The 18,144-nt window shown below is 56.5% G+C and carries 14 protein-coding genes; 5 read left to right on the forward strand and 9 right to left on the reverse strand.

Annotation, left to right across the window (positions count from 1 at the left end; genetic code table 11):
• Positions 1 to 79: 79 nt before the first annotated feature.
• Positions 80 to 361, reverse strand: a complete 282-nt coding sequence (locus HMPREF1628_RS05775) for an HU family DNA-binding protein (protein WP_016444879.1) — start codon at positions 359 to 361, stop codon at positions 80 to 82.
• Between the two features lie 344 nt (positions 362 to 705).
• Here HMPREF1628_RS05775 and HMPREF1628_RS05780 point away from each other — a divergent pair, with 344 nt between their 5' ends.
• Both HMPREF1628_RS05780 and HMPREF1628_RS05785 read left to right on the forward strand, forming a co-directional pair.
• A complete protein-coding gene (locus HMPREF1628_RS05780; RefSeq protein ID WP_198030415.1) occupies positions 706 to 2,490 on the forward strand; it encodes a DUF885 domain-containing protein in 1,785 nt (594 codons plus the stop codon).
• Complete coding sequence (locus tag HMPREF1628_RS05785) at positions 2,483 to 3,253, forward strand: Maf family protein (RefSeq protein ID WP_052038922.1); 771 nt, start codon at positions 2,483 to 2,485, stop codon at positions 3,251 to 3,253. The genes HMPREF1628_RS05780 and HMPREF1628_RS05785 overlap by 8 nt, the downstream gene beginning before the upstream one ends.
• Positions 3,254 to 3,341: 88 nt before the next feature.
• On the opposite strand, the gene HMPREF1628_RS05790 is transcribed toward HMPREF1628_RS05785, so the two are convergent.
• The 3 genes from HMPREF1628_RS05790 to fdxA all read right to left on the reverse strand — a co-directional run bounded on the left by HMPREF1628_RS05790 (position 3,342) and on the right by fdxA (position 6,541).
• Positions 3,342 to 4,703: a citrate synthase gene (locus HMPREF1628_RS05790; protein ID WP_084703270.1), complete on the reverse strand. Its 1,362-nt coding sequence runs from the start codon at positions 4,701 to 4,703 to the stop codon at positions 3,342 to 3,344.
• A gap of 86 nt (positions 4,704 to 4,789) precedes the next feature.
• Positions 4,790 to 6,022, reverse strand: coding sequence for a succinyldiaminopimelate transaminase (gene dapC / locus HMPREF1628_RS05795; RefSeq protein WP_034509241.1), 1,233 nt, complete (start codon positions 6,020 to 6,022; stop codon positions 4,790 to 4,792).
• Positions 6,023 to 6,217: 195 nt separating this feature from the next.
• Positions 6,218 to 6,541: a ferredoxin gene (fdxA, locus tag HMPREF1628_RS05800; protein WP_034509243.1), complete on the reverse strand. Its 324-nt coding sequence runs from the start codon at positions 6,539 to 6,541 to the stop codon at positions 6,218 to 6,220.
• A gap of 91 nt (positions 6,542 to 6,632) precedes the next feature.
• On the opposite strand from fdxA, the gene HMPREF1628_RS05805 reads away from it, so the two are divergent.
• Complete coding sequence (locus tag HMPREF1628_RS05805; RefSeq protein WP_083309450.1) at positions 6,633 to 6,878, forward strand: putative acetyltransferase; 246 nt, start codon at positions 6,633 to 6,635, stop codon at positions 6,876 to 6,878.
• Between the two features lie 96 nt (positions 6,879 to 6,974).
• Here the strand turns inward: HMPREF1628_RS05805 and typA are convergent, their stop codons facing one another.
• Entirely contained in the window at positions 6,975 to 8,894 is a 1,920-nt protein-coding gene (gene typA / locus HMPREF1628_RS05810) for a translational GTPase TypA (RefSeq protein ID WP_034509248.1), read from the reverse strand.
• Between the two features lie 156 nt (positions 8,895 to 9,050).
• On the opposite strand from typA, the gene HMPREF1628_RS05815 reads away from it, so the two are divergent.
• Positions 9,051 to 9,629, forward strand: coding sequence for a PH domain-containing protein (locus tag HMPREF1628_RS05815; RefSeq protein ID WP_034509252.1), 579 nt, complete (start codon positions 9,051 to 9,053; stop codon positions 9,627 to 9,629).
• A gap of 115 nt (positions 9,630 to 9,744) precedes the next feature.
• Here the strand turns inward: HMPREF1628_RS05815 and HMPREF1628_RS05820 are convergent, their stop codons facing one another.
• From HMPREF1628_RS05820 to HMPREF1628_RS05835, 4 genes are all read right to left on the reverse strand, one after another.
• Entirely contained in the window at positions 9,745 to 11,424 is a 1,680-nt protein-coding gene (locus HMPREF1628_RS05820; RefSeq protein ID WP_034509255.1) for an ABC transporter family substrate-binding protein, read from the reverse strand.
• Positions 11,425 to 11,809: 385 nt separating this feature from the next.
• Positions 11,810 to 13,945, reverse strand: coding sequence for an ABC transporter ATP-binding protein (locus HMPREF1628_RS05825; RefSeq protein WP_034509258.1), 2,136 nt, complete (start codon positions 13,943 to 13,945; stop codon positions 11,810 to 11,812).
• Entirely contained in the window at positions 13,942 to 14,949 is a 1,008-nt protein-coding gene (locus HMPREF1628_RS05830; RefSeq protein ID WP_034509259.1) for an ABC transporter permease, read from the reverse strand. The genes HMPREF1628_RS05825 and HMPREF1628_RS05830 overlap by 4 nt, the downstream gene beginning before the upstream one ends.
• Before the next feature lie 2 nt (positions 14,950 to 14,951).
• Positions 14,952 to 15,935: an ABC transporter permease gene (locus HMPREF1628_RS05835; RefSeq protein ID WP_034509261.1), complete on the reverse strand. Its 984-nt coding sequence runs from the start codon at positions 15,933 to 15,935 to the stop codon at positions 14,952 to 14,954.
• 696 nt (positions 15,936 to 16,631) lie between these two features.
• Between HMPREF1628_RS05835 and HMPREF1628_RS05840 the strand changes: the two genes are divergently transcribed.
• A complete protein-coding gene (locus HMPREF1628_RS05840) occupies positions 16,632 to 18,137 on the forward strand; it encodes a xylulokinase (RefSeq protein ID WP_034509263.1) in 1,506 nt (501 codons plus the stop codon).
• Positions 18,138 to 18,144 lie beyond the last annotated feature (7 nt).

An 18,144-nucleotide genomic window follows, 5' to 3' on the forward strand; every position in this document is an offset into this window, starting at 1 on the left:
CACTTGGGTAGATTGATTAGGAAGAAGAAAAGTGGCGAGGTTATCCTCGCCACTTTGTTTGGTTCGCTTCATGCGATGCTTACTTCTGGACAGCCTTCTTGAGGGTGGAGCCAGCGGAGATCTTCACGCCGAAGCCAGCAGGAATCTGGATCTGCTCGCCGGTCTGCGGGTTGCGACCGGTGCGGGCAGCGCGCTCAACACGCTCGACGGAGAAGAGGCCGGTTACCTTGACGGGCTCGCCAGCGGACAGGGACTCAATCAGGACTTCCTGGAATGCGGCTAGGGCAGCGTCAGACTGAACCTTGGTGAGGTTAGCCTTCTCGGCGATCTTAGCGACAAGCTGAGTGCGGTTTACGGACATGTTGGAACCTTCCGGTAGAAAACCAATATGAACAGTTACGAGCGAGTTTCGCTCTAACACCCACACACTAAGGCTTTAAGGGCGTGTTGTCAGCTTGAAACAGCGAGTTTTGAGCGTTTTGGGGTAATTTCCCACATTTTTTAGCCGTATTTTTACGCACGTTAAAAATCGTGTTAGGATCGCAAGTTTTGCGCGTGTTCATGGGCTTCCCGCGGGTGTTTTTAGATTTTGGGCAGATTATTCGGGCGCCGGTGCTTCTAGCCGAGCCAGAGGGTTGTTTTGTTCTGTATTGTTTGCTCTACTCCGTGTTTTAGAGTTGAGAGGCAAGCATAGAAAGGATGATGATGCGTATACCTTCTGCGTTGGATCGCGTAACGGATGATTTTGTAGCAAGTCTTATTGGTTTGGTTCCGGAAGTAGCGATTGGCATGGGTGCGCCGTTCGCGGACAGGACAATCTCGGATTTTTCTCCCGAGGGCGCCGCGGAGCTTGCACAGCTTTATAGGCACACGCTTGAAAATGTTGCCAGCGTGCAGGATGAGGACGAGGTTGATTCGGTTACTCGCAAGGCTTTGGCGTGGGATTTGGGTAACCAGCTGGAGTTGCTCGAAGCCGGTTTAGCAGTTGGCGAGCTGAACAATATCGATTCGCCGGTGCAGGCAATCCGCGACCCGTTTACATTGATGCCAATGGAGACCGCGGAGCACTGGGATGACTTGGTTCGGCGCGTGCAGGAGGTTCCACAGGCGTTCAGCTCTTATAAGCGCGGTCTTGAATGGGCGATGGAGGCCGGGCGTGTCCCCACGAGAGCGCAGGTTGAGTTCGTGCTTGGCGACCTGACGGCCCAAGGCGGCGCGCAGGATCCGTATGGCAGGTTATTGAAGGAGTTCAATGCTTCGAGCGTGGCCAGCGATACGGGGCTACACAAGAGACTGGAGGAAGCCGCACGGAGCGCACAGGCTGCAACGCGTGATTTCAATACTTGGCTTAAACAAAAGGTAGCTCCGGTTGCAACTAATCGCGATGCGGTTGGGCGAGACGAATACATCCTGAAGTCTGCTCACTTCTTGGGCAAAAAGATTGATCCAGAAGAAACGTATGAGTGGGCACTGGAGGAACTGCGCGATATTCACGCCCAGCAAAAGGCAATCGTCGAGGAGCTTTACGGACCTTCGGTGACGGTAAGTGAAGCGTTTGAGAAGCTGAATAATGATCCGGCCCACCAGGTTCACGGCGTGGACGGGCTTCAACGCTGGATGCAGGAGACCTCGGACGAGGCGGTGGAGTACTTGTCGGGTCGTCATTTCACGGTGACGGACCAGATGCGCCAGTTGGCGGCGAAGATTTCTCCAGCTGGCGATGGGGGCATTTTCTACACTCAGCCAACGGATGATTTTTCCCGGCCGGGAACGATGTGGTGGGCTGTGCCGCCGGGCGTGGAGGTTTTCCACACTTGGCAGGAGAAGACAACCGTCTACCATGAGGGAATGCCCGGCCATCACATTCAGCTTGGGCGCGCAGTGTCTTTGAAAGACACGCTAAACACGTGGCGCCGCCAGTTGTGCTGGTTCTCCGGTCACGGTGAGGGGTGGGCGCTGTATGCCGAACAGTTAATGGATGAGCTCGGATTCTTAAAGCACCCTGCTGAGCGGCTCGGCATGCTGGATGCGCAAAGACTACGCGCCGCACGAGTCCTCGTGGATATTGGCGTTCACCTGGGTCTTGAAAGGCCTTCAAACGCTTACCTGTCTTCTATTGGCATTTGCAACGCCGCATACGAGGATGCCTTGAACTCCTCCCCGTACTTAGACCTCGGTAAACCTGACACAGCAAAAGGCGTGTGGGATCGCAACGACCTGTGGGCATTTATGAGCTTGAATGTGGCTATGGATCCGAAGTTCCTAGAGTTCGAGACCACCCGCTACCTGGGTTGGGCAGGGCAAGCATCTTCTTACAAGGTGGGCCAGCGGGTCTGGCAGGATCTGCGTAGCAAGTGGTTGTCCGCGCCGACTGCACAAGCGGCTCAGAGCAGGTCCAGTCACACGCGTTTGCGCGAGTTCCACGACACTGCGCTTGCACTTGGCGGCCTTCCACTCGCCGTGCTTGAGGACGTGATGAGCGGTGAGTGAATCCCCAGCCCGTTCTCTTGGCAATCACGGGGAGGCCAGCACTGTCCTGGTGCTGGCTTCGGCATCACCCGCGCGGGCCAAAACGCTTCGCGCGGCGGGCATCGAGCCACTTATCCGCGTGTCGAATGCGGATGAAGACGCCGTCCTCGCCCAGTTTGAGAACTCGGGGTCCGCTAATCAGGCGGCGCAAAAGGTCATGGCCCTAGCGAAGGCGAAGGCCGGGTCAGTAGCTCAGGCACTTAGCGCAACTGAGATCTTCGAGTTCGCACGCCAGCAAGGAATGCCCGCCCCGTCCTCGGCAATCGTGGTTGGCTGCGATTCAATGCTGGAGGTAAACGGTGCGCTGGTTGGCAAGCCTCATTCCCCTGAGGTGGCGGCGCGTCGCATTCGCGAGCTTTCGCGCAATGACGTGGTGTTGCATACTGGTCACGCGATCACGGCACTACACATAGATCATGATTCGGCCGTCTCGCGAGGAAGCTCGAACGGTAGCCCAACCGGATTAACGGTTCTGGAGACTCGCTATGACTCGTGTGCTACTACGGTTCATTTCGGCGAGCTTGATGAAGATGAGATCCGCGCTTACGTGGCCACGGGAGAACCTTTGGAGGTTGCCGGAGCATTCACTATTGATAGCCTCGGTGGCCCGTTCATTGAGGGAGTGACTGGCGATCCCCACTCGGTGGTTGGAATCTCACTTCCCCTGCTGCGCCGAATAACGAAAGAGCTCGGCGTTTTTTGGCCTAGCCTGTGGAACAGGTAGGGCGGCTACCGCAATACGCAGATAGGGGGTGGGTTGGACCGAGAACCGGTCCAACCCACCCCCTGCTTAGTAGCTTCGTGAGTGAGCTTTAGTTGCTCTTGCGAAGGCGGTTGCGGAGCGGAATGTATTCGCGCTCGGTTTCACCAACGTAAACCTGACGCGGCCGGCCAATGCGGCCCTCCGGGTCGCGAGCCATCTCCCTGTACTGAGCAATCCAGCCGGGCAGGCGGCCCATGGCGAACAGCGGGGTGAACATCTTGGTTGGGAAGCCCAAAGCCGAGTAGATGAGCCCCGTGTAGAAGTCGACGTTCGGGTAGAGCTTGCGCTCAACGAAGTAGTCGTCGTTTAGAGCCATTTCTTCAAGCTCCAACGCGATGTCCAAAAGCTCGTCCTGCTTACCCAGGCGCTCCAAAACATCGTGGGCCGCGCCCTTGACGATGGCGGCGCGCGGGTCATAGTTCTTGTACACGCGGTGACCAAAGCCCATGAGGCGGACGCTCGAAGACTTGTCCTTGGCCTTCGCTACGAAGTCCTTCACCGTCATGTCCGAGTCGCGAATCTCCGCGAGCATACGCAACACGGCCTCGTTAGCACCACCGTGAAGCGGACCGGAAAGAGCGCCAACACCCGCAGCCACGGATGCGTACATGTTCGCCTTCGCGGATCCAACCATGCGTACGGTCGAGGTGGAGCAGTTTTGCTCGTGGTCGGCATGCAGAATCAGAAGCATGTCGAGAGCTCGAACGATGGCCGGGTCAATGTCGTACGACTGGTATGGCAGGCCGAACGTCATGCGAATGAAATCTTCGGTGTAGGAACGCTGTGCGTCCGGGTAGAGCGGCGGCAGGCCGGCAGCGCGCTTCGCGATGGTCGCAATCATGGTTGGCACCTTTGCTAGTAGCAGCACGGATGCCTTATCCATCGCCTCGTCATCGTCCGGATCCAGCGTGTGTTGGTAGTACGTTGCGAGGCCGGCAACGCCAGCCTGCAGGATGGCCATGGGGTGGCCGTTGCTGGGGAAAGCACCAAAGAAGGCCTGGAAGTCCTCGTGTAGCAGACGGTGACGCTGCACGCGGCGAATGAACGCTTCGAGGGTTACCGCATCGGGAAGTTCGCCGTAGATGAGCAGGTATGCGACTTCGAGGAAGCTGGAGCTCTTTGCGAGCTGCTCGATAGGGTATCCCCGGTAGCGAAGGATGCCTGCACCACCATCGATGTAGGTAATCGAGGACGAGGCGGACGCCGTATTAGTGAAGCCGGGGTCGTAAGTGGTTACGCCGGTGGTTGCAAGAACCTTGTTGATGCCTAGACCGTCCGAGCCGGCGGTGGCCACTACTCGCGGAAGCTCAACTTTGTGCTCATCAACCGTGAGTAGCCCGTTCGCTTTCTTGGTGTCTTCCACCTTCTCGGCTACTTCTGCCTTTGGGGTCTTGCCCTTTTCAGTTGCCATCTCCGCCTTCCTCCTGAGCTTGCGGAAAACCTTGAGCTTCGCTCCTTTGACGAAGCCGTCAAAATCAGATTATCTCAACATCGAGATTATTTCGCGGCGAATAAGGTTTTTACCTGTGACAAACGCTCGACAGCAGCGCGGATTCGTTCATCCTTACCCGATAGAGAAACTCTTATGAATCCTTCGTTACCTTCCCCATAGAATTCTCCCGGGGCCACAAGGATTCCGAGCTGGGCAAGTCGTTCCACAAGAGCGCGCCCATCCACCTCGCCCCGCTTATCACGCAGCCACAGGTATAGGCCCGCACGCGATTGGGGGTCATTTTCGAGGCCGACGCTTGCAAACGCGGCTTCGAGTTTAGCCCGGCGCCTAGCGTAGATACCCCGTTGAATAGACACGTGTGAAATCTGATCGCGCATGTCCGCTTCTGCATTATCGGGGACGTGTTCGAGTCCTTCGCGGGGGTTAGCGAATGCCGACGCGCTATCGAGTAGCGCCACGCTCATTGCGTGCATCACGGGTGAAGACACCATCATTCCCGCGTGCTTGCGTACGGCCACCGCCGCCTCAACCAGTTTCGGGTCACCCATCATGATGCCCCCGCGATACCCGGCCATGTTGGACTGTTTGGAAAGCGAATACAGCACCAACAGACCGCTCACATCGCCCTCGCACACCGCGTCGGACAGCAACGAAGGAACTCCCCCGTCAAGCAAGGATTCATCCCAAACGAGGGCGGCGTAGCACTCATCCGACGCCACAACCGCGCCGCGCTTCCTTGCCCACCAGACGATTTTGCGCAGTTGCTCCACGTCGAGCACATGACCGTTTGGGTTTCCCGGCGAGTTGAGCCAAACCATCTGAGCGTCTGGCCACTGCACGGGATCTTCATCCACCGCAATGGGCTCGGCGCCAGCCAGGCGCACCCCGATGTCGTAGGTCGGGTAGGCACACCGCGGGATTAGAACGCGGTCTCCTGGCCTCACCCCCAGCATGAGGGGAAGCCACGCAACCATTTCTTTAGAGCCGATCGTGGGGATCGAAGTGGCACCCTCGTCCAATGCGGATATTCCGCGTGCCCTGGCCCAAAGCTTGGTGGCTTCGAGGACCTCCTCCGTTCCAACCACCGTGGGATATCCCGGCGCATTTGCTGCCTCTTTCAAGGCGTCTTGGATTATTTGCGGGGTCTCATCTACGGGTGTGCCGATGGACAGGTCCACGATTCCGCCCGGGTGCGCGCTAGCTACCTTCTTCGCTTCAGTTAGCGTGTCCCACGGAAACTGCGGCAGATCAACGCCGCGCGGTAATGAGCTTGTCATAGCTTGCCCCTCTTCTCCCCCGCTATACCTGGTTGCACTCTAGCGACCTTTTGCACCCGCCTCGACATATGCGAAACCCTCTGCGTCTTGCATGCGTCGCAAAGTTCAAGTGCACGAGTTTCAGCCGAGCTTTCCCCTCGATAAAGATATGCAACAAGGGCCCGACAAACGCCGAGCCCCATTACAAAAATCTGGCTAATCCTGATTTTGGGGAGGTAGCTTCGCAATGACCTCGTGGTCGTAATCCACAGCGCCCGTGCGGGCAGCGCCACCTGGTGAGCCAAGCTTGTCGAAGAAGTGCACGTTTGCCTCGTAGTATTCGGACCATTCTTCAGGAAGGTCATCTTCGTAGAAGATCGCCTCAACCGGACAAACGGGCTCGCAAGCACCGCAGTCTACACACTCATCCGGATGGATATATAGGCTACGCGCGCCTTCATAAATGCAATCAACTGGGCATTCATCAACGCATGCGCGGTCTTTAACGTCTACACAAGGTTGCGCGATAACGTAGGTCAAAACGGTCTCCTTAAGTCATTTTGCGTCGAAAATTCGCGGGCTGAAAACCCCGGCTACTTTTCGTGCCTCATATGGGGTTTATTATCTCACCATGAGCAGTTTTTCGACACCCGACCCGAACGAGGCTCCCCCAAGCCTGCCGTGGATGCAGTGGCAGGTGGGCCAGCGCGTTGTTGTCCGCTACCGCAAACCTGATGGGTTGTATGACGCCCTCGGCCACCTGACGGAGGTGGCGCCAACCCACGTCACGGTAAACACACGCAAAGGGCTCGTTACCGTTCCAGCTAGCGTCATGGTTACCGGCAAGCGAGTGCCAGAATCACCGTTCGGCAACTAGATGATTTCAGTTCGCCCAGGCAAAAGGCCCGCTCCGGTTTTAGCCAGCATGGCGGCATTAATACCAGTGCGCGCCCGCGCGGCCTCGGGTATCGAACTACTTTGATTCGCGGCGTGCGCGCGCAGCTATCTTGAAACGATCCTGAGTGGAAAGCACGTTCTTGCGGATGCGAACAGCGTTGGGTGTAACCTCAACGCACTCGTCCTCAGCCGCGAATTCTAGCGACTCTTCAAGCGTGAGCGTGCGCGGCGTATTCAATCCTTCGTAGGAGTCTGCCGATGCTGCGCGCATGTTCGTCTGCTTCTTTTCACGCGTGAGGTTCACATCCATGTCCTCATTGCGCGAGTTTTCACCCACAACCTGCCCCTCGTAAACCTGGCTGCCAGGCTGCACAAGGAACGTGCCGCGCTCTTGCAGATTGATCATCGCGTAAGGCGTTGCCTGTCCGGCGCGATCCGCTACGAGTGAGCCAGTGTTGCGCGAAATGATGGTGCCCTGCCACGGTTCGTAGCCCGCCGCGTAGGAAGAAGCGATGCCAGTGCCACGCGTTTCGGTAAGGAAGCGCGTGCGGAAGCCGATCAGGCCGCGAGCGGGGACTAGGAACTCTAGGCGCACCCAGCCCGAACCGTGGTTAGCGATGCTTTCCATGCGGCCCTTGCGAGCGGCCAGAAGCTGCGTTACCTCGCCCATGTATTCTTCAGGCACGTCAATCGTCATGTGCTCCATAGGTTCGCACTTGACGCCATCGATAACGCGGGTAACAACCTGGGGCTTGCCAACCGTCAGTTCAAAGCCCTCGCGGCGCATTTGTTCAACAAGGATTGCGAGGGCCAGTTCACCGCGGCCCTGCACCTCCCACGCGTCCGGCCTCTCGGTGGGTAGGACGCGCAGAGAAACGTTGCCGACCAACTCACGGTCAAGGCGGTCCTTCACCTGGCGCGCGGTAACCTTAGTGTTCTTCTCGCGGCCAGCCATCGGCGACGTGTTTGTTCCAATGGTCATAGAGATCGCGGGCTCATCAACCGTAATCAGAGGTAGCGGACGCGGATCTTCTAAATCAACGAGGCTTTCACCAATCGTAATATCTGGAATACCCGCAACCGCCACGATGTCGCCGGCTTTCGCGGTTTGGGCTGGCACACGATCCAGGCCTTCGGTGCGGAGCAGCTCGGTAATCTTCACGGAGGTGAGGGAACCATCGGCATGCGCCCAGCCCACGTTCTGTCCCTTGTGGAGTTCACCGTTGTGAATGCGCAGCAAGGCGATCCTGCCAAGGAACGGGGATGCGTCAAGGTTCGTGACGTGCGCCTGCAGGGGCGCGTCTTCGTCATAGGAGGGACCGGGAATACGGTGGAGCAGCGTTTCAAACAGTGGCTCCAGGCCCGACGTGGGAACCTCCCCAACAGCGGGCTGTTCAAGTGAGGACTTACCAAGCTTTGCCGACGCGTACAGGACGGGCACTTCAAGCAGGCCGTCCACGTCAACCTCGCGCCCCTCATTCTGCAGATCTTCCGCGATGGATAGGAGCAGGTCCATGGTCTCTTCCACGACCTCCTCAATACGCTGATCCGGGCGATCAACCTTGTTCACCACCACAACAACCGGTAGCTGCGACTCCAGCGCCTTGCGGAGCACAAAACGCGTTTGCGGTAGCGGGCCCTCAGCCGCATCCACCAGGAGGAGCACGCCATCAACCATGGAGAGAGCGCGCTCGACCTCGCCTCCAAAATCTGCGTGTCCAGGCGTATCAATCACGTTAATCGTGATGCCTTCAGGTAAGCCTAGCTTCTGTGCAGAAGGACCCCGATAGTGAACGGCCGTGTTCTTCGCGAGGATCGTAATGCCCTTTTCCCGCTCTAGATCACCAGAATCCATGACGCGCTCACCACGCGACTCCACGGTGTCGTGGTCAGAGAAGGCTCCGGACTGCCATAGCATTGCATCCACGAGAGTCGTCTTACCGTGATCCACGTGGGCAACGATCGCGACGTTACGAATATCTTCGCGAATAGTCATTTTGCCTCCAGGTCTCCTCTTCTAAGCGTGCGCGCCAGCGTGGTTTCGCTAAAACATGCGCCCTACTACCTTATGCCCCGGAGCTTTCGATCACGCACTTAGGTTTCTGCGAAATGCGCCACTACCCGATAATGCGTTGCCATCTAAAATGGAGGCATGCATCCAACGATTAAGATCGCCTCTGCTCCTGCACGCTACGGAACATATTTTTTTGCCGTGCTGGCGCTGGCCGTTTCAATTGTGACTATTACGCGTGATGGCGTATCCGTAGCTGTTGCAGCCCTGCCGTATGTTTGGCTGGTATTTTGGGCGATTTTCATGCTGTGGTGGATGCCGCGCCTTACTATCGCGCCAGACAAAATAACGGTGCGTAACATGATTTTCTCGTGGACCGTGCCGTGGGAGCGCTACACGGGCGCGCGCCTGAACCTGGGCCTCATCCTAGAGACACGCGACATAGATATTCGCGCAGCCGCTGCTCGTCCTCGTACCGGCGTTCGAAACATGAAAGCGCAGTACGGCCCCCTGCAACTTCCGCACATTGACGAGGAGGTGCCGAGCCAACTTCTTGACTTGGATTCATCTCAAACAGCCGAGTTGCTGCGCACCTACTATGAGCGTCACCTCGAGGCGGGGATGACGAATGCCACTACGAAGGTAGAGCGCAAGCTCAACACCGCTCCCCTGCTGGCTGCACTCGTGTTGCTTCTGGCCACATTCATTCCGCGCCTCTGACTCAGTTAGTTTTTATCCCCCGCGCAGGTTTGCCGATACATGAAGGATCGCCCCGCACATTGTGCGGGGCGATCCTGCTACGTTAGCTATTCAGCTAGGCTCGTTTCACCAAGTGTTACTCCGAGACGTAGCCGATGTCCTCAACCTTGCCGGAAGAGAAGCCGAAGGCGCCGTAGTTGGCGAGGGTCTTCGGAACTGCAACGTACTCGACGCGGCGGTACAGCGGAACAGTCATGACACGGTCCCAGATGGCAGCGTCAACTTCGTTCGTGTACTCAACGCGCTTGTTGTGGTCCATCTCGACGTCGATCTTCTTGATCAGCTCGCTGATCTCATCGTCGCATAGGCCCGAGAAGTTCGAGTCGGAATCGCAACCGTAGATCTGGCCTACGTTAGCCATCGGGTACGGGGTACCCTGCCATGCGAACGAGGTGATACCGAAGGTGCCATCAAGCAGGAATCCGGGGAAGTCATCCGGCGACTTGTTAACCATATTGACCTTTACGCCAATGTTGGCCATGTCAGACTGAAGGAGCTTACCTTCGTTTTCAGAGGTTGGGATGCCCTGGAGTAGCTGGTACTCGATTTCGAGGGTCTGGCCGTCCTTGGTACGGAATTCTGCGCCGTCATCAAGCTTCCAGCCGAGCTCGTCAAGCTGCTTGCCTGCAGCCTCGGGATCGAACTTGAAGTCTTCGGAGTTGTCGGCGTAACCTTCCTGGCCAGGCATGAAGAAGTGGTTACCCATCATGAGCTCTGCCGGCTCAACGGGCAGACCAGCAAGGTCAGATGCTGCGATAGCTTCACGGTTCAGGCCCTTAACGATTGCCTGGCGAATGCCCTTGTCCTGCAAGAGGCCAGAGTTCGTGTTGAACGTGAAGTGACGCCACTGCTTGCCACCTGCTTCACGGATTTCCGCATCTGCACGGCCGGCAGCAGTCTGGTACTGGTCGGCGTTGATAAGACCGGATACGACGTCGATCTCCTTATTAGCGAAGGAACGGGTCGAGGTCGACGGGTCGAGCTCGCGGAAGCTTACCTTGTCGAGCTTCGGAGCATCGCCCCACCAGGTGTCGGACGGAACGAGGGTGACGACGCGCTGCGAACGGTCTACCTCACCGAACTTGAACGGACCTGCGGTGAAGTCGTTGTTTGGGTTATCCTTACGCGCGTTGTCGAAGTCTTCAGGTGTAGAAATGGCAGCCTTCGGCTCAACGCCGGACCAGGTTGCAGACCAGTCAGCGTAGGTCGTGTTGTACGTGATTACGACCTGGAACTCGTCCTTGCCCTTCTCGACCTTTGCAACCTCGCGGAAACCGTCGGTGGTAGCTACCTGGTAGTCAGGGTTGGAGCCGTTAGCGGCCTTCCAGGTTGCCTCGTAGTCTTCCCACGTGATCGGCTCGCCGTTGCCCCAGTGTGCATCCGGGTTCAGAGTAAGGGTTACTACCTGCGGAGGTCCGTCCACTACCTCGTAATCGAGAACGTAGTTCTTGTTCGGCTCGAAGGTGGAGTCCTCTGCGTAAATCCAGTTGCTAGGCATTACCCAGCCGGCAATCTCGTTGTTGTCCACCTGGTTTCCGGCAGCATGCAGGATGTTCCACTGCTCAGGGAACTGGCCGATTGCGAAACGTAGTTCGCCGCCTTCTTGCACCTTGTCGCGGGCTTGTGCGTTGATATCGGAGAGCGCCGGCAGATTTGCGTCGCCGCCGGATCCCGATTCTCCGCCACCTGCACACCCTGCGAGTACGAGGGTTGCGGCGGCAGCTACTGCAGCGAATGAACGTAGTGAACGCTTCACTGTTGTACCTCCATAATGTTGACATCTCTTGCCGGGCGTACCCGGCCACGATGGATAGGCTACTTTAGCGCACCGGCTTCTTGATAGTTGAGAGCCGCCTTTCGGTCCCTCCTTGTTCTAATCGCAACAAAAGTCCCAAATAATGAGAAAACGAGCATTCGCCAAGATTTTCGTATATGTCTGCGGCGCGTGATCTCGCTTGTCGATGTCTGCTCACCTTTCTAACTTCCGCCCTTGACCGCAATGCGGTCAACAACCTTTCGCCATTTTGATCCTAGATATCGGTTTACAAAAACCGGCGGCCTGCATCCATTTTTGGTTGCAAACCGCCGGCTTTGAAGTTGGTCAGTGGTAGAGCGTGCGCACAAGGCGTTACTCCACCCGGCTAGAACATGTGGGCCTCTTCGGGGTAGTGGCAGGCGTTCATCGAGTCGACGTCGCCGTCACCCTTGAGCTCAGGATGTTCGTTGACACACCGTTGCTGTTCTGCTTCGCCTAGAGTGAGGAACTTCGGGCAACGCGTCCTGAAGCGGCAACCCGAAGGCGGGTTTGCGGGCGAAGGAAGGTCACCTTCAAGCAGGATGCGTTCACGGGAACGTTCCTTGCGTGGATCCGGAATTGGGATAGCCGAAAGCAGGGCTTGCGTGTACGGGTGACGCGGCCTGTCGAAAACCTCTTTAACCGCTCCAATTTCAACGATCTTACCCAGGTACATGACGGCCACACGGTCCGCGATGTGGCGCACAACGGAGAGGTCGTGGGCAACAAATAGGTATGAGAGGCCGAGCTTGGCGCGCAACTCCTCAAGTAGGTTAATGACACCAGCTTGAATCGACACGTCGAGAGCCGAAACCGGCTCGTCAAGCACGAGTAAGCGCGGACGCAACGCGAGCGCACGTGCGATACCAATCCTTTGACGCTGACCACCGGAGAAGTGACGCGGGTAGCGGTTAAGGTGCGCAGGCTCAAGGCCAACGAGTGTCATGAGTTCCTCAACCCGCTCGTCGATCTTGTCCTTTGGATAGTTGTTGTACTTCAACGGCTCCGCGATGATGTCGGAAATCGGCATGCGCGGGTCAAGCGAAGCCATCGGGTCTTGGAATACAACCTGTAGGTCTTCACGCACCTTGCGGCGCTCGCGGCCAGACATGGTGGAAGCATCCTTACCGAACACAACGATGGTGCCACCCTGCGGCTTTTGCAGGTTCAGTACTTCCAGAAGAGTTGTGGTTTTACCGGAGCCGGATTCGCCTACGAGGGCCAGAGTTTCGCCCTCGCGAATGTCCAACGAAATCTCATCAACGGCGTGAACCGTACCCACCTGTCGCTTGAATACTGCGCCCTTCATTAGCGGGAAGTATTTCTTGAGGTCGGTCACACGCATGACTTCGTCACGCTTCATGCGGTCTTCATCGGCAATCGGAGAGCTGAATGCTTCCGGTATCGGGTAAATGCCCGCGTGATCCCAGTTGTTTTCAACGATGTCTTCAGCACGCACACAAGCAACGGTGTGATCGACGCCGTCGTTCGGATTGTTATTGGGTGAGACGCGAAGTTCCGGCTCGCCGTTAAGGCACGCGTCCGTGGAGATCGGGCAACGAGGCGCAAACGGGCAGCCCGTGGGTTCTTGCAGCATCGAAGGAGGGTTACCTTCAACAGATGCGAGGGGCTCAGAAGAGTCCTGATCTGGACGCGGCAGAGAACCGAGAAGCCCAACCGTGTACGGCATCGTCGAGTGATAGTAAATGTCATCAACCGAGCCGTATTCAACGCAACGTCCCGCATACATAACGGCAACGCGATCAGCCATACCCGCAACGACACCGAGGTCGTGGGTAATCATGAGGACAGCTGCGTTAGTTTCGCGTTGTGCCTTCTTTAGCAGGTCAAGAATCTGCGCCTGAATGGTTACGTCCAGTGCGGTGGTTGGCTCGTCCGCGATGATTAGATCCGGATCGTTGGCGATTGCAATTGCGATCATCACGCGCTGGCGCATACCACCGGAGAATTCGTGCGGGAACGCCTTGAATCGAACCTCGGGGTTTGGAATGCCAACGAGTTCGAGTAGCTCAATCGCTCGCTCTCGCGCCGCGGTCTTGCTCATCTTCTGGTGAATGGTCAAGGCTTCCACGATCTGATCGCCAATCGTGTAAACGGGCGTTAGTGCAGATAGCGGATCTTGAAACACCATCGCGACTTTTTTGCCGCGGATCTTTGACATCCACGCGTCAGATTTGCCGAGGATCTCGGTCCCGTGTAGCTTCACGGAGCCTTCAACCTTGGCAGATTCGTCAAGCAGGCCCATGACAGCCAGCGAGGTAACGGATTTACCCGAGCCGGATTCACCAACAATGCCCAGCACCTCGCCGGGGTGAACTTTCAGGTTGACGCCGCGAACAGCGCGCACAACGCCGTCTTCGGAGGGGAAACTGACGTTTAGATCCTGGATGTCAAGAACCGGAACGCCTTCTTGGCGTTGCGGTACCGGCGTGTTGTCTAGCTTGCGGTTTTTACTGCTCATGCTTGACCTCCAGACTTTGAGGACGGGTCGATTGCGTCGCGTAGTCCGTCGCCGATGAAGTTTACGAAAATGAGGGTCAGGGTCAGGATGGCAGCCGGAGCCATAAAGATCCACGGCGAGGTAGTTGCCATGCCCTGCCCTTCCGCAATGAGAACGCCGAGCGAGGTCTCCGGCGGTTGCACGCCGAAGCCAAAGTATGAAAGCACCGTTTCTGACATGACCGCTGCAACGAAACCGAGCGCCGCATCGATGATCAGGTAGGACGCCACGTTCGGAATAATGTGCTTGGTAATGATGACGCGTGCCGGTACCGACATGTAGCGCGCCGCCGTTACGTACTCGAGGTTCTTAACCGAAAGCGTCATCGAGCGAACAACACGAGCGGTCAGCATCCAGCCGAATCCTGCCAGCAGAAGGATAAACAGGAACGTCGAGGAGTTCTGCCCACCGGTCTTCTGCGAGATAACAGCGATGATGAGGAAGGACGGGATTACGAGTAAAAGGTCGATAACCCACAGCGCAGCTTTTTCAAAGAAACCACCGAAATAGGCTGCGGAAGCGCCAACGATTGCAGCAACAGTTACCTGGATTGCTGATACCGAAACGCCAATGATTAGTGACTTGCGCAGCCCCTCCAAAGTTAGTGCGAGGACATCGCGCCCACCCTGGGTGGTGCCAAACCAGTGTTCAGCGTTTGGAGGTTTCAGGAAGGAGCTAGTGACCTGCTGGTAGTCCCACGGAACCACCATGGGGCCAAAGATCGCGATGAGAACAACCAGCGCGAAGCCGATAACACCGATCTTGGAGGTGGTTGAGCGCATGAAGCGCCGACGAATTAGGGTCGCGCGAGAAAGACGCTTGGATTTGCCTTTTTCGTTCTTGCCGTCCGCCCCGTTGGGCGCGGTCTCTTTTGTGAGGTCCGAACCTGCGGTCAGGGCGGTTTCGCCGCGCGCAGTTTCAGCGTTGCGGACGTCGCGCTCTTGCGGTTGAGATTGGTTCGACATGTTTAGCTCACCCTTACACGCGGGTCGACAACGACGATGAGGAGGTCAGACAAAAGCGCACCGGCTAGCGTACAGACGCCTGAGAAGGCAACTACTGCAGTGGTGCCGTTGATGTCTTGACCGCGAATGGATGAGACGCCGAAGATGCCCATGCCGTGCCAGCCGAACACCTGCTCGGTAACGGTTGCGCCGAGGAACAGGGTGGCTACTGCAAAAGCGAAGAACGTTGCCATCGGGACTAGCGAAGTACGCAGTGCGTGGCGGGTGACAGCCTTCGACTTGATGAGACCCTTGGCGCGCGCGGTCCGCACGTAGTCAGCTCCGAGCGTGTCAAGCATCAAGTTGCGCTGGTAACGCGAGTAGGAGGCAATGCCGGTTAGTGACATGGAAATCGTAGGCAACAGTAGGTGTTGCATCCTGTCCACAAGGGCCGCGCCGAAGTAGTTACCTACTGTTCCGGTCTCGCCTGTGAACTCAAAAAACTGCGTACCGGTTGCGACGTTGAACTGGGTCGCTCCGATCTGCAAGAGGTTAGCAAGAACAATAACCGGCGTAGAGATGATGATGAGGGCGAGGATCGAAACGATGCGGTCGGTCTTGGAGTACTGCTTAGTTGCAGTCCACGCACCCACAGCCACGCCACCGACCATGCCGATGATCGAGCCGATGATAATAAGCCTGACAGAAACCCAGATACGAATGCCGATGATGGAGTTCACGGAGGCGCCCGTTGGCGTCATGCCCCAGTCCCAGTCGGTGAACACGCGGCCAAGCCATATAGTGTACCTATCCCACACGGGCACAGTGTCTGAGATGTTGTATGCAATGAACATTCGCTCAAGCGCGTCCCAGTCACGCGTGGGGTCCGTGAGGTCGTAAGCGGCCTTCGGGTCTAGCGTGTTGGAGGCGATAATGTACGCCAGTGACACGGCAATGAACAGCAGGAGAGCATAGTTGGCAAGCCTGCGTGCCAGGTAGTAGAACATAGGCTCTGACTTTCTTCAGGTCATGTTTGTCGCATAAGGCGTTTGGTATTCCTCTTAGCTCGCAAAATTTCCTGATGGTTTCAAAATTATTGTCAAAACTGTGTATTGACTTTAGTGAATTTCGTGGCAAATGAGAAACCAGAAAGGCATTTTATCGAGGTTTATCGACCTTCCGGCCGGTTTTTAAGGCCTACCTCCTAGTATTCTGCGCAGACGTTTTTGCAACCACTACGGTTCATAATTATCCCGTCTGGGTGCCGAATTTTAAGACAGTTATCTCATTTAGTTCCCCATTGTGTGGAATCTGCGTAATGCTCGGAACACTTCGGATGTGGCGTTCTTGACATTTATTTCCGCGCCGTTCACTTCCCTTTGACGTTTAGCACTTGACGCAGTTCGTGGACGATTTCAACAAGGTCTGCGGCGTCCGAAAGCACGCGAGGCACGACCTCTTTAAACATCTCTATTCCTTGCATTTTTGAACATGGTTTGGTTGGGCCGCCACTCGGAATACGCCGTCCTAAACCTCTCGTCAGACGTTATGAATAACATTCGCAATGTTAATCTAGTGATGAACAGATTAATCGACATCATGTGAAGCAGTTCAAGGAAATATCTACCACTTATAAGCGTTTAGCTACTGATTAAATCACTGCGGTCGAGACATACGACGGCGTAGAGATTGGACATAAGCAGATGAACAACCCATTAGTAATCGCTATTGATTCTTCAACTACCGCCACGAAGGCGGTTGTGATCGACACGTCGGGAAACGTTATATCGATGGGACGAGCGGAAATTGAGCTCCTCTCCCCGCAGATGAATCACTACGAGCATGACCCGCGCGAGTGGTGGGGTTCCACGCATCAGGCAATCACGGAGGCGGTCAGTAGCCTGAGCGAGAGCGACAGGGCGCGTATTGCCGCTATTGGGATTACGCACCAGCGCGAATCGTTTGCGCTTATCGACGAGGATGGCAACCCGATCCGCCCGGCAATCTTGTGGCTCGATTCGCGAGCGGGTGAACAGATCAAGGAGTTCGGATCTGACCACATCCACGAGTTGTCCGGCAAGCCGGCTGATACTACACCCGCACTGTATAAGCTGGCTTGGCTTAAGAAGCACGAACCAGAAGCTCTAAGTCAGGCCTTCAAACTGGTTGATGTGCACGCATACTTGTCCCACGCGCTTACCGGAAAGTGGGTTTCTGCAGAAGGCTCGATTGACACTCTTAACCTGTTTGATATTGCGGCGCGAACATTCTCTGAAGAGCTACTTGAGATCGCGGGGTTGCGCCCAGATCAGATGGTTGAGTTCACCAGGGCGGGTGATGTTATTGGCACGCTGCTACCGAGCCTCGCTAACGAATGGGGTTTGAGCCCGGAGGTTGTACTGGTTGCGGGCGTTGGTGATGGTCAGGCCGCTGGTCTGGGCACGGCCGCGATTGACCCGGATGTGGCTTACGTGAATATCGGCACCTCGGTTGTGTCGGGAACTCATTCGAACGAGTATCAGTTCGATCGCGCTTACCGCACACTGATCGGCGGTATTCCGGGCACTTACGTACTGGAGATCGTTCAGAACTCTGGTTCGGTGCTGTACAACTGGTTTAGGAAGAATCTTGGCGATCCTGCTCTAGAGGGAGGCTTGGACCCAGCTTTGGAGGCAGAGGCGAGCCGTATTGCCCCTGGTTCTGACGCCTTGTTGACGCTACCGCATTGGAATGCAGGCCAGTCACCAGATTGGGATCCGTTTGCGACTGGAGCAATGGTGGGATTCACCACGGGGCATACGCGTGCCCACGTTTTCAGATCTATTGTTGAGGGCACTGCGATGCTACTGGCAGAGAATCTGAATCGCGTGCAGGAAGTGACGGGCCGAAAGCTGGTTGAACTTCGTGCCACAGGAGGGTCGGCCAGGTCCCCCTTTATTAGGCAGATTTTTGCAGACGCTACGGGCCTTCCAATCGTAATGTCTGAGGTTGATGAGCTGTCCGCACACGGAGCTGCCATGATTGCAATGGCTGGCGTTGGCGCGTATCCCGATGTTGAATCGGCTGCGCGAGCGATGGCTCATTTGGGTGAGAGGACGGAACCGAATCCGCAGGCTCACGAAAAATATGTTACTTGGATGCGGCTACATAGCCGTATTTACCCACTCCTTGCGGAGCTTATGACCGATATGAAGAATGTTGAAGACTAGGAGAAGT

This window comes from Actinomyces sp. S4-C9, from assembly GCF_000758775.1.
Lineage (GTDB): Bacteria > Actinomycetota > Actinomycetes > Actinomycetales > Actinomycetaceae > Gleimia > Gleimia europaea.

Bases quoted from the DNA above. Each gene is read 5' to 3' on its own strand.
- HMPREF1628_RS05840 (WP_034509263.1), top strand. From the start codon at position 16,632: ATGAACAACCCATTAGTAATCGCTATTGATTCTTCAACTACCGCCACG.
- dapC (WP_034509241.1), bottom strand. From the start codon at position 6,022: ATGACAAGCTCATTACCGCGCGGCGTTGATCTGCCGCAGTTTCCGTGG.
- HMPREF1628_RS05830 (WP_034509259.1), bottom strand. From the start codon at position 14,949: ATGTCGAACCAATCTCAACCGCAAGAGCGCGACGTCCGCAACGCTGAA.
- HMPREF1628_RS05815 (WP_034509252.1), top strand. From the start codon at position 9,051: ATGCATCCAACGATTAAGATCGCCTCTGCTCCTGCACGCTACGGAACA.
- HMPREF1628_RS05825 (WP_034509258.1), bottom strand. From the start codon at position 13,945: ATGAGCAGTAAAAACCGCAAGCTAGACAACACGCCGGTACCGCAACGC.
- HMPREF1628_RS05775 (WP_016444879.1), bottom strand. From the start codon at position 361: ATGTCCGTAAACCGCACTCAGCTTGTCGCTAAGATCGCCGAGAAGGCT.
- HMPREF1628_RS05780 (WP_198030415.1), top strand. From the start codon at position 706: ATGCGTATACCTTCTGCGTTGGATCGCGTAACGGATGATTTTGTAGCA.
- typA (WP_034509248.1), bottom strand. From the start codon at position 8,894: ATGACTATTCGCGAAGATATTCGTAACGTCGCGATCGTTGCCCACGTG.
- HMPREF1628_RS05835 (WP_034509261.1), bottom strand. From the start codon at position 15,935: ATGTTCTACTACCTGGCACGCAGGCTTGCCAACTATGCTCTCCTGCTG.
- HMPREF1628_RS05790 (WP_084703270.1), bottom strand. From the start codon at position 4,703: ATGGCAACTGAAAAGGGCAAGACCCCAAAGGCAGAAGTAGCCGAGAAG.
- HMPREF1628_RS05805 (WP_083309450.1), top strand. From the start codon at position 6,633: ATGAGCAGTTTTTCGACACCCGACCCGAACGAGGCTCCCCCAAGCCTG.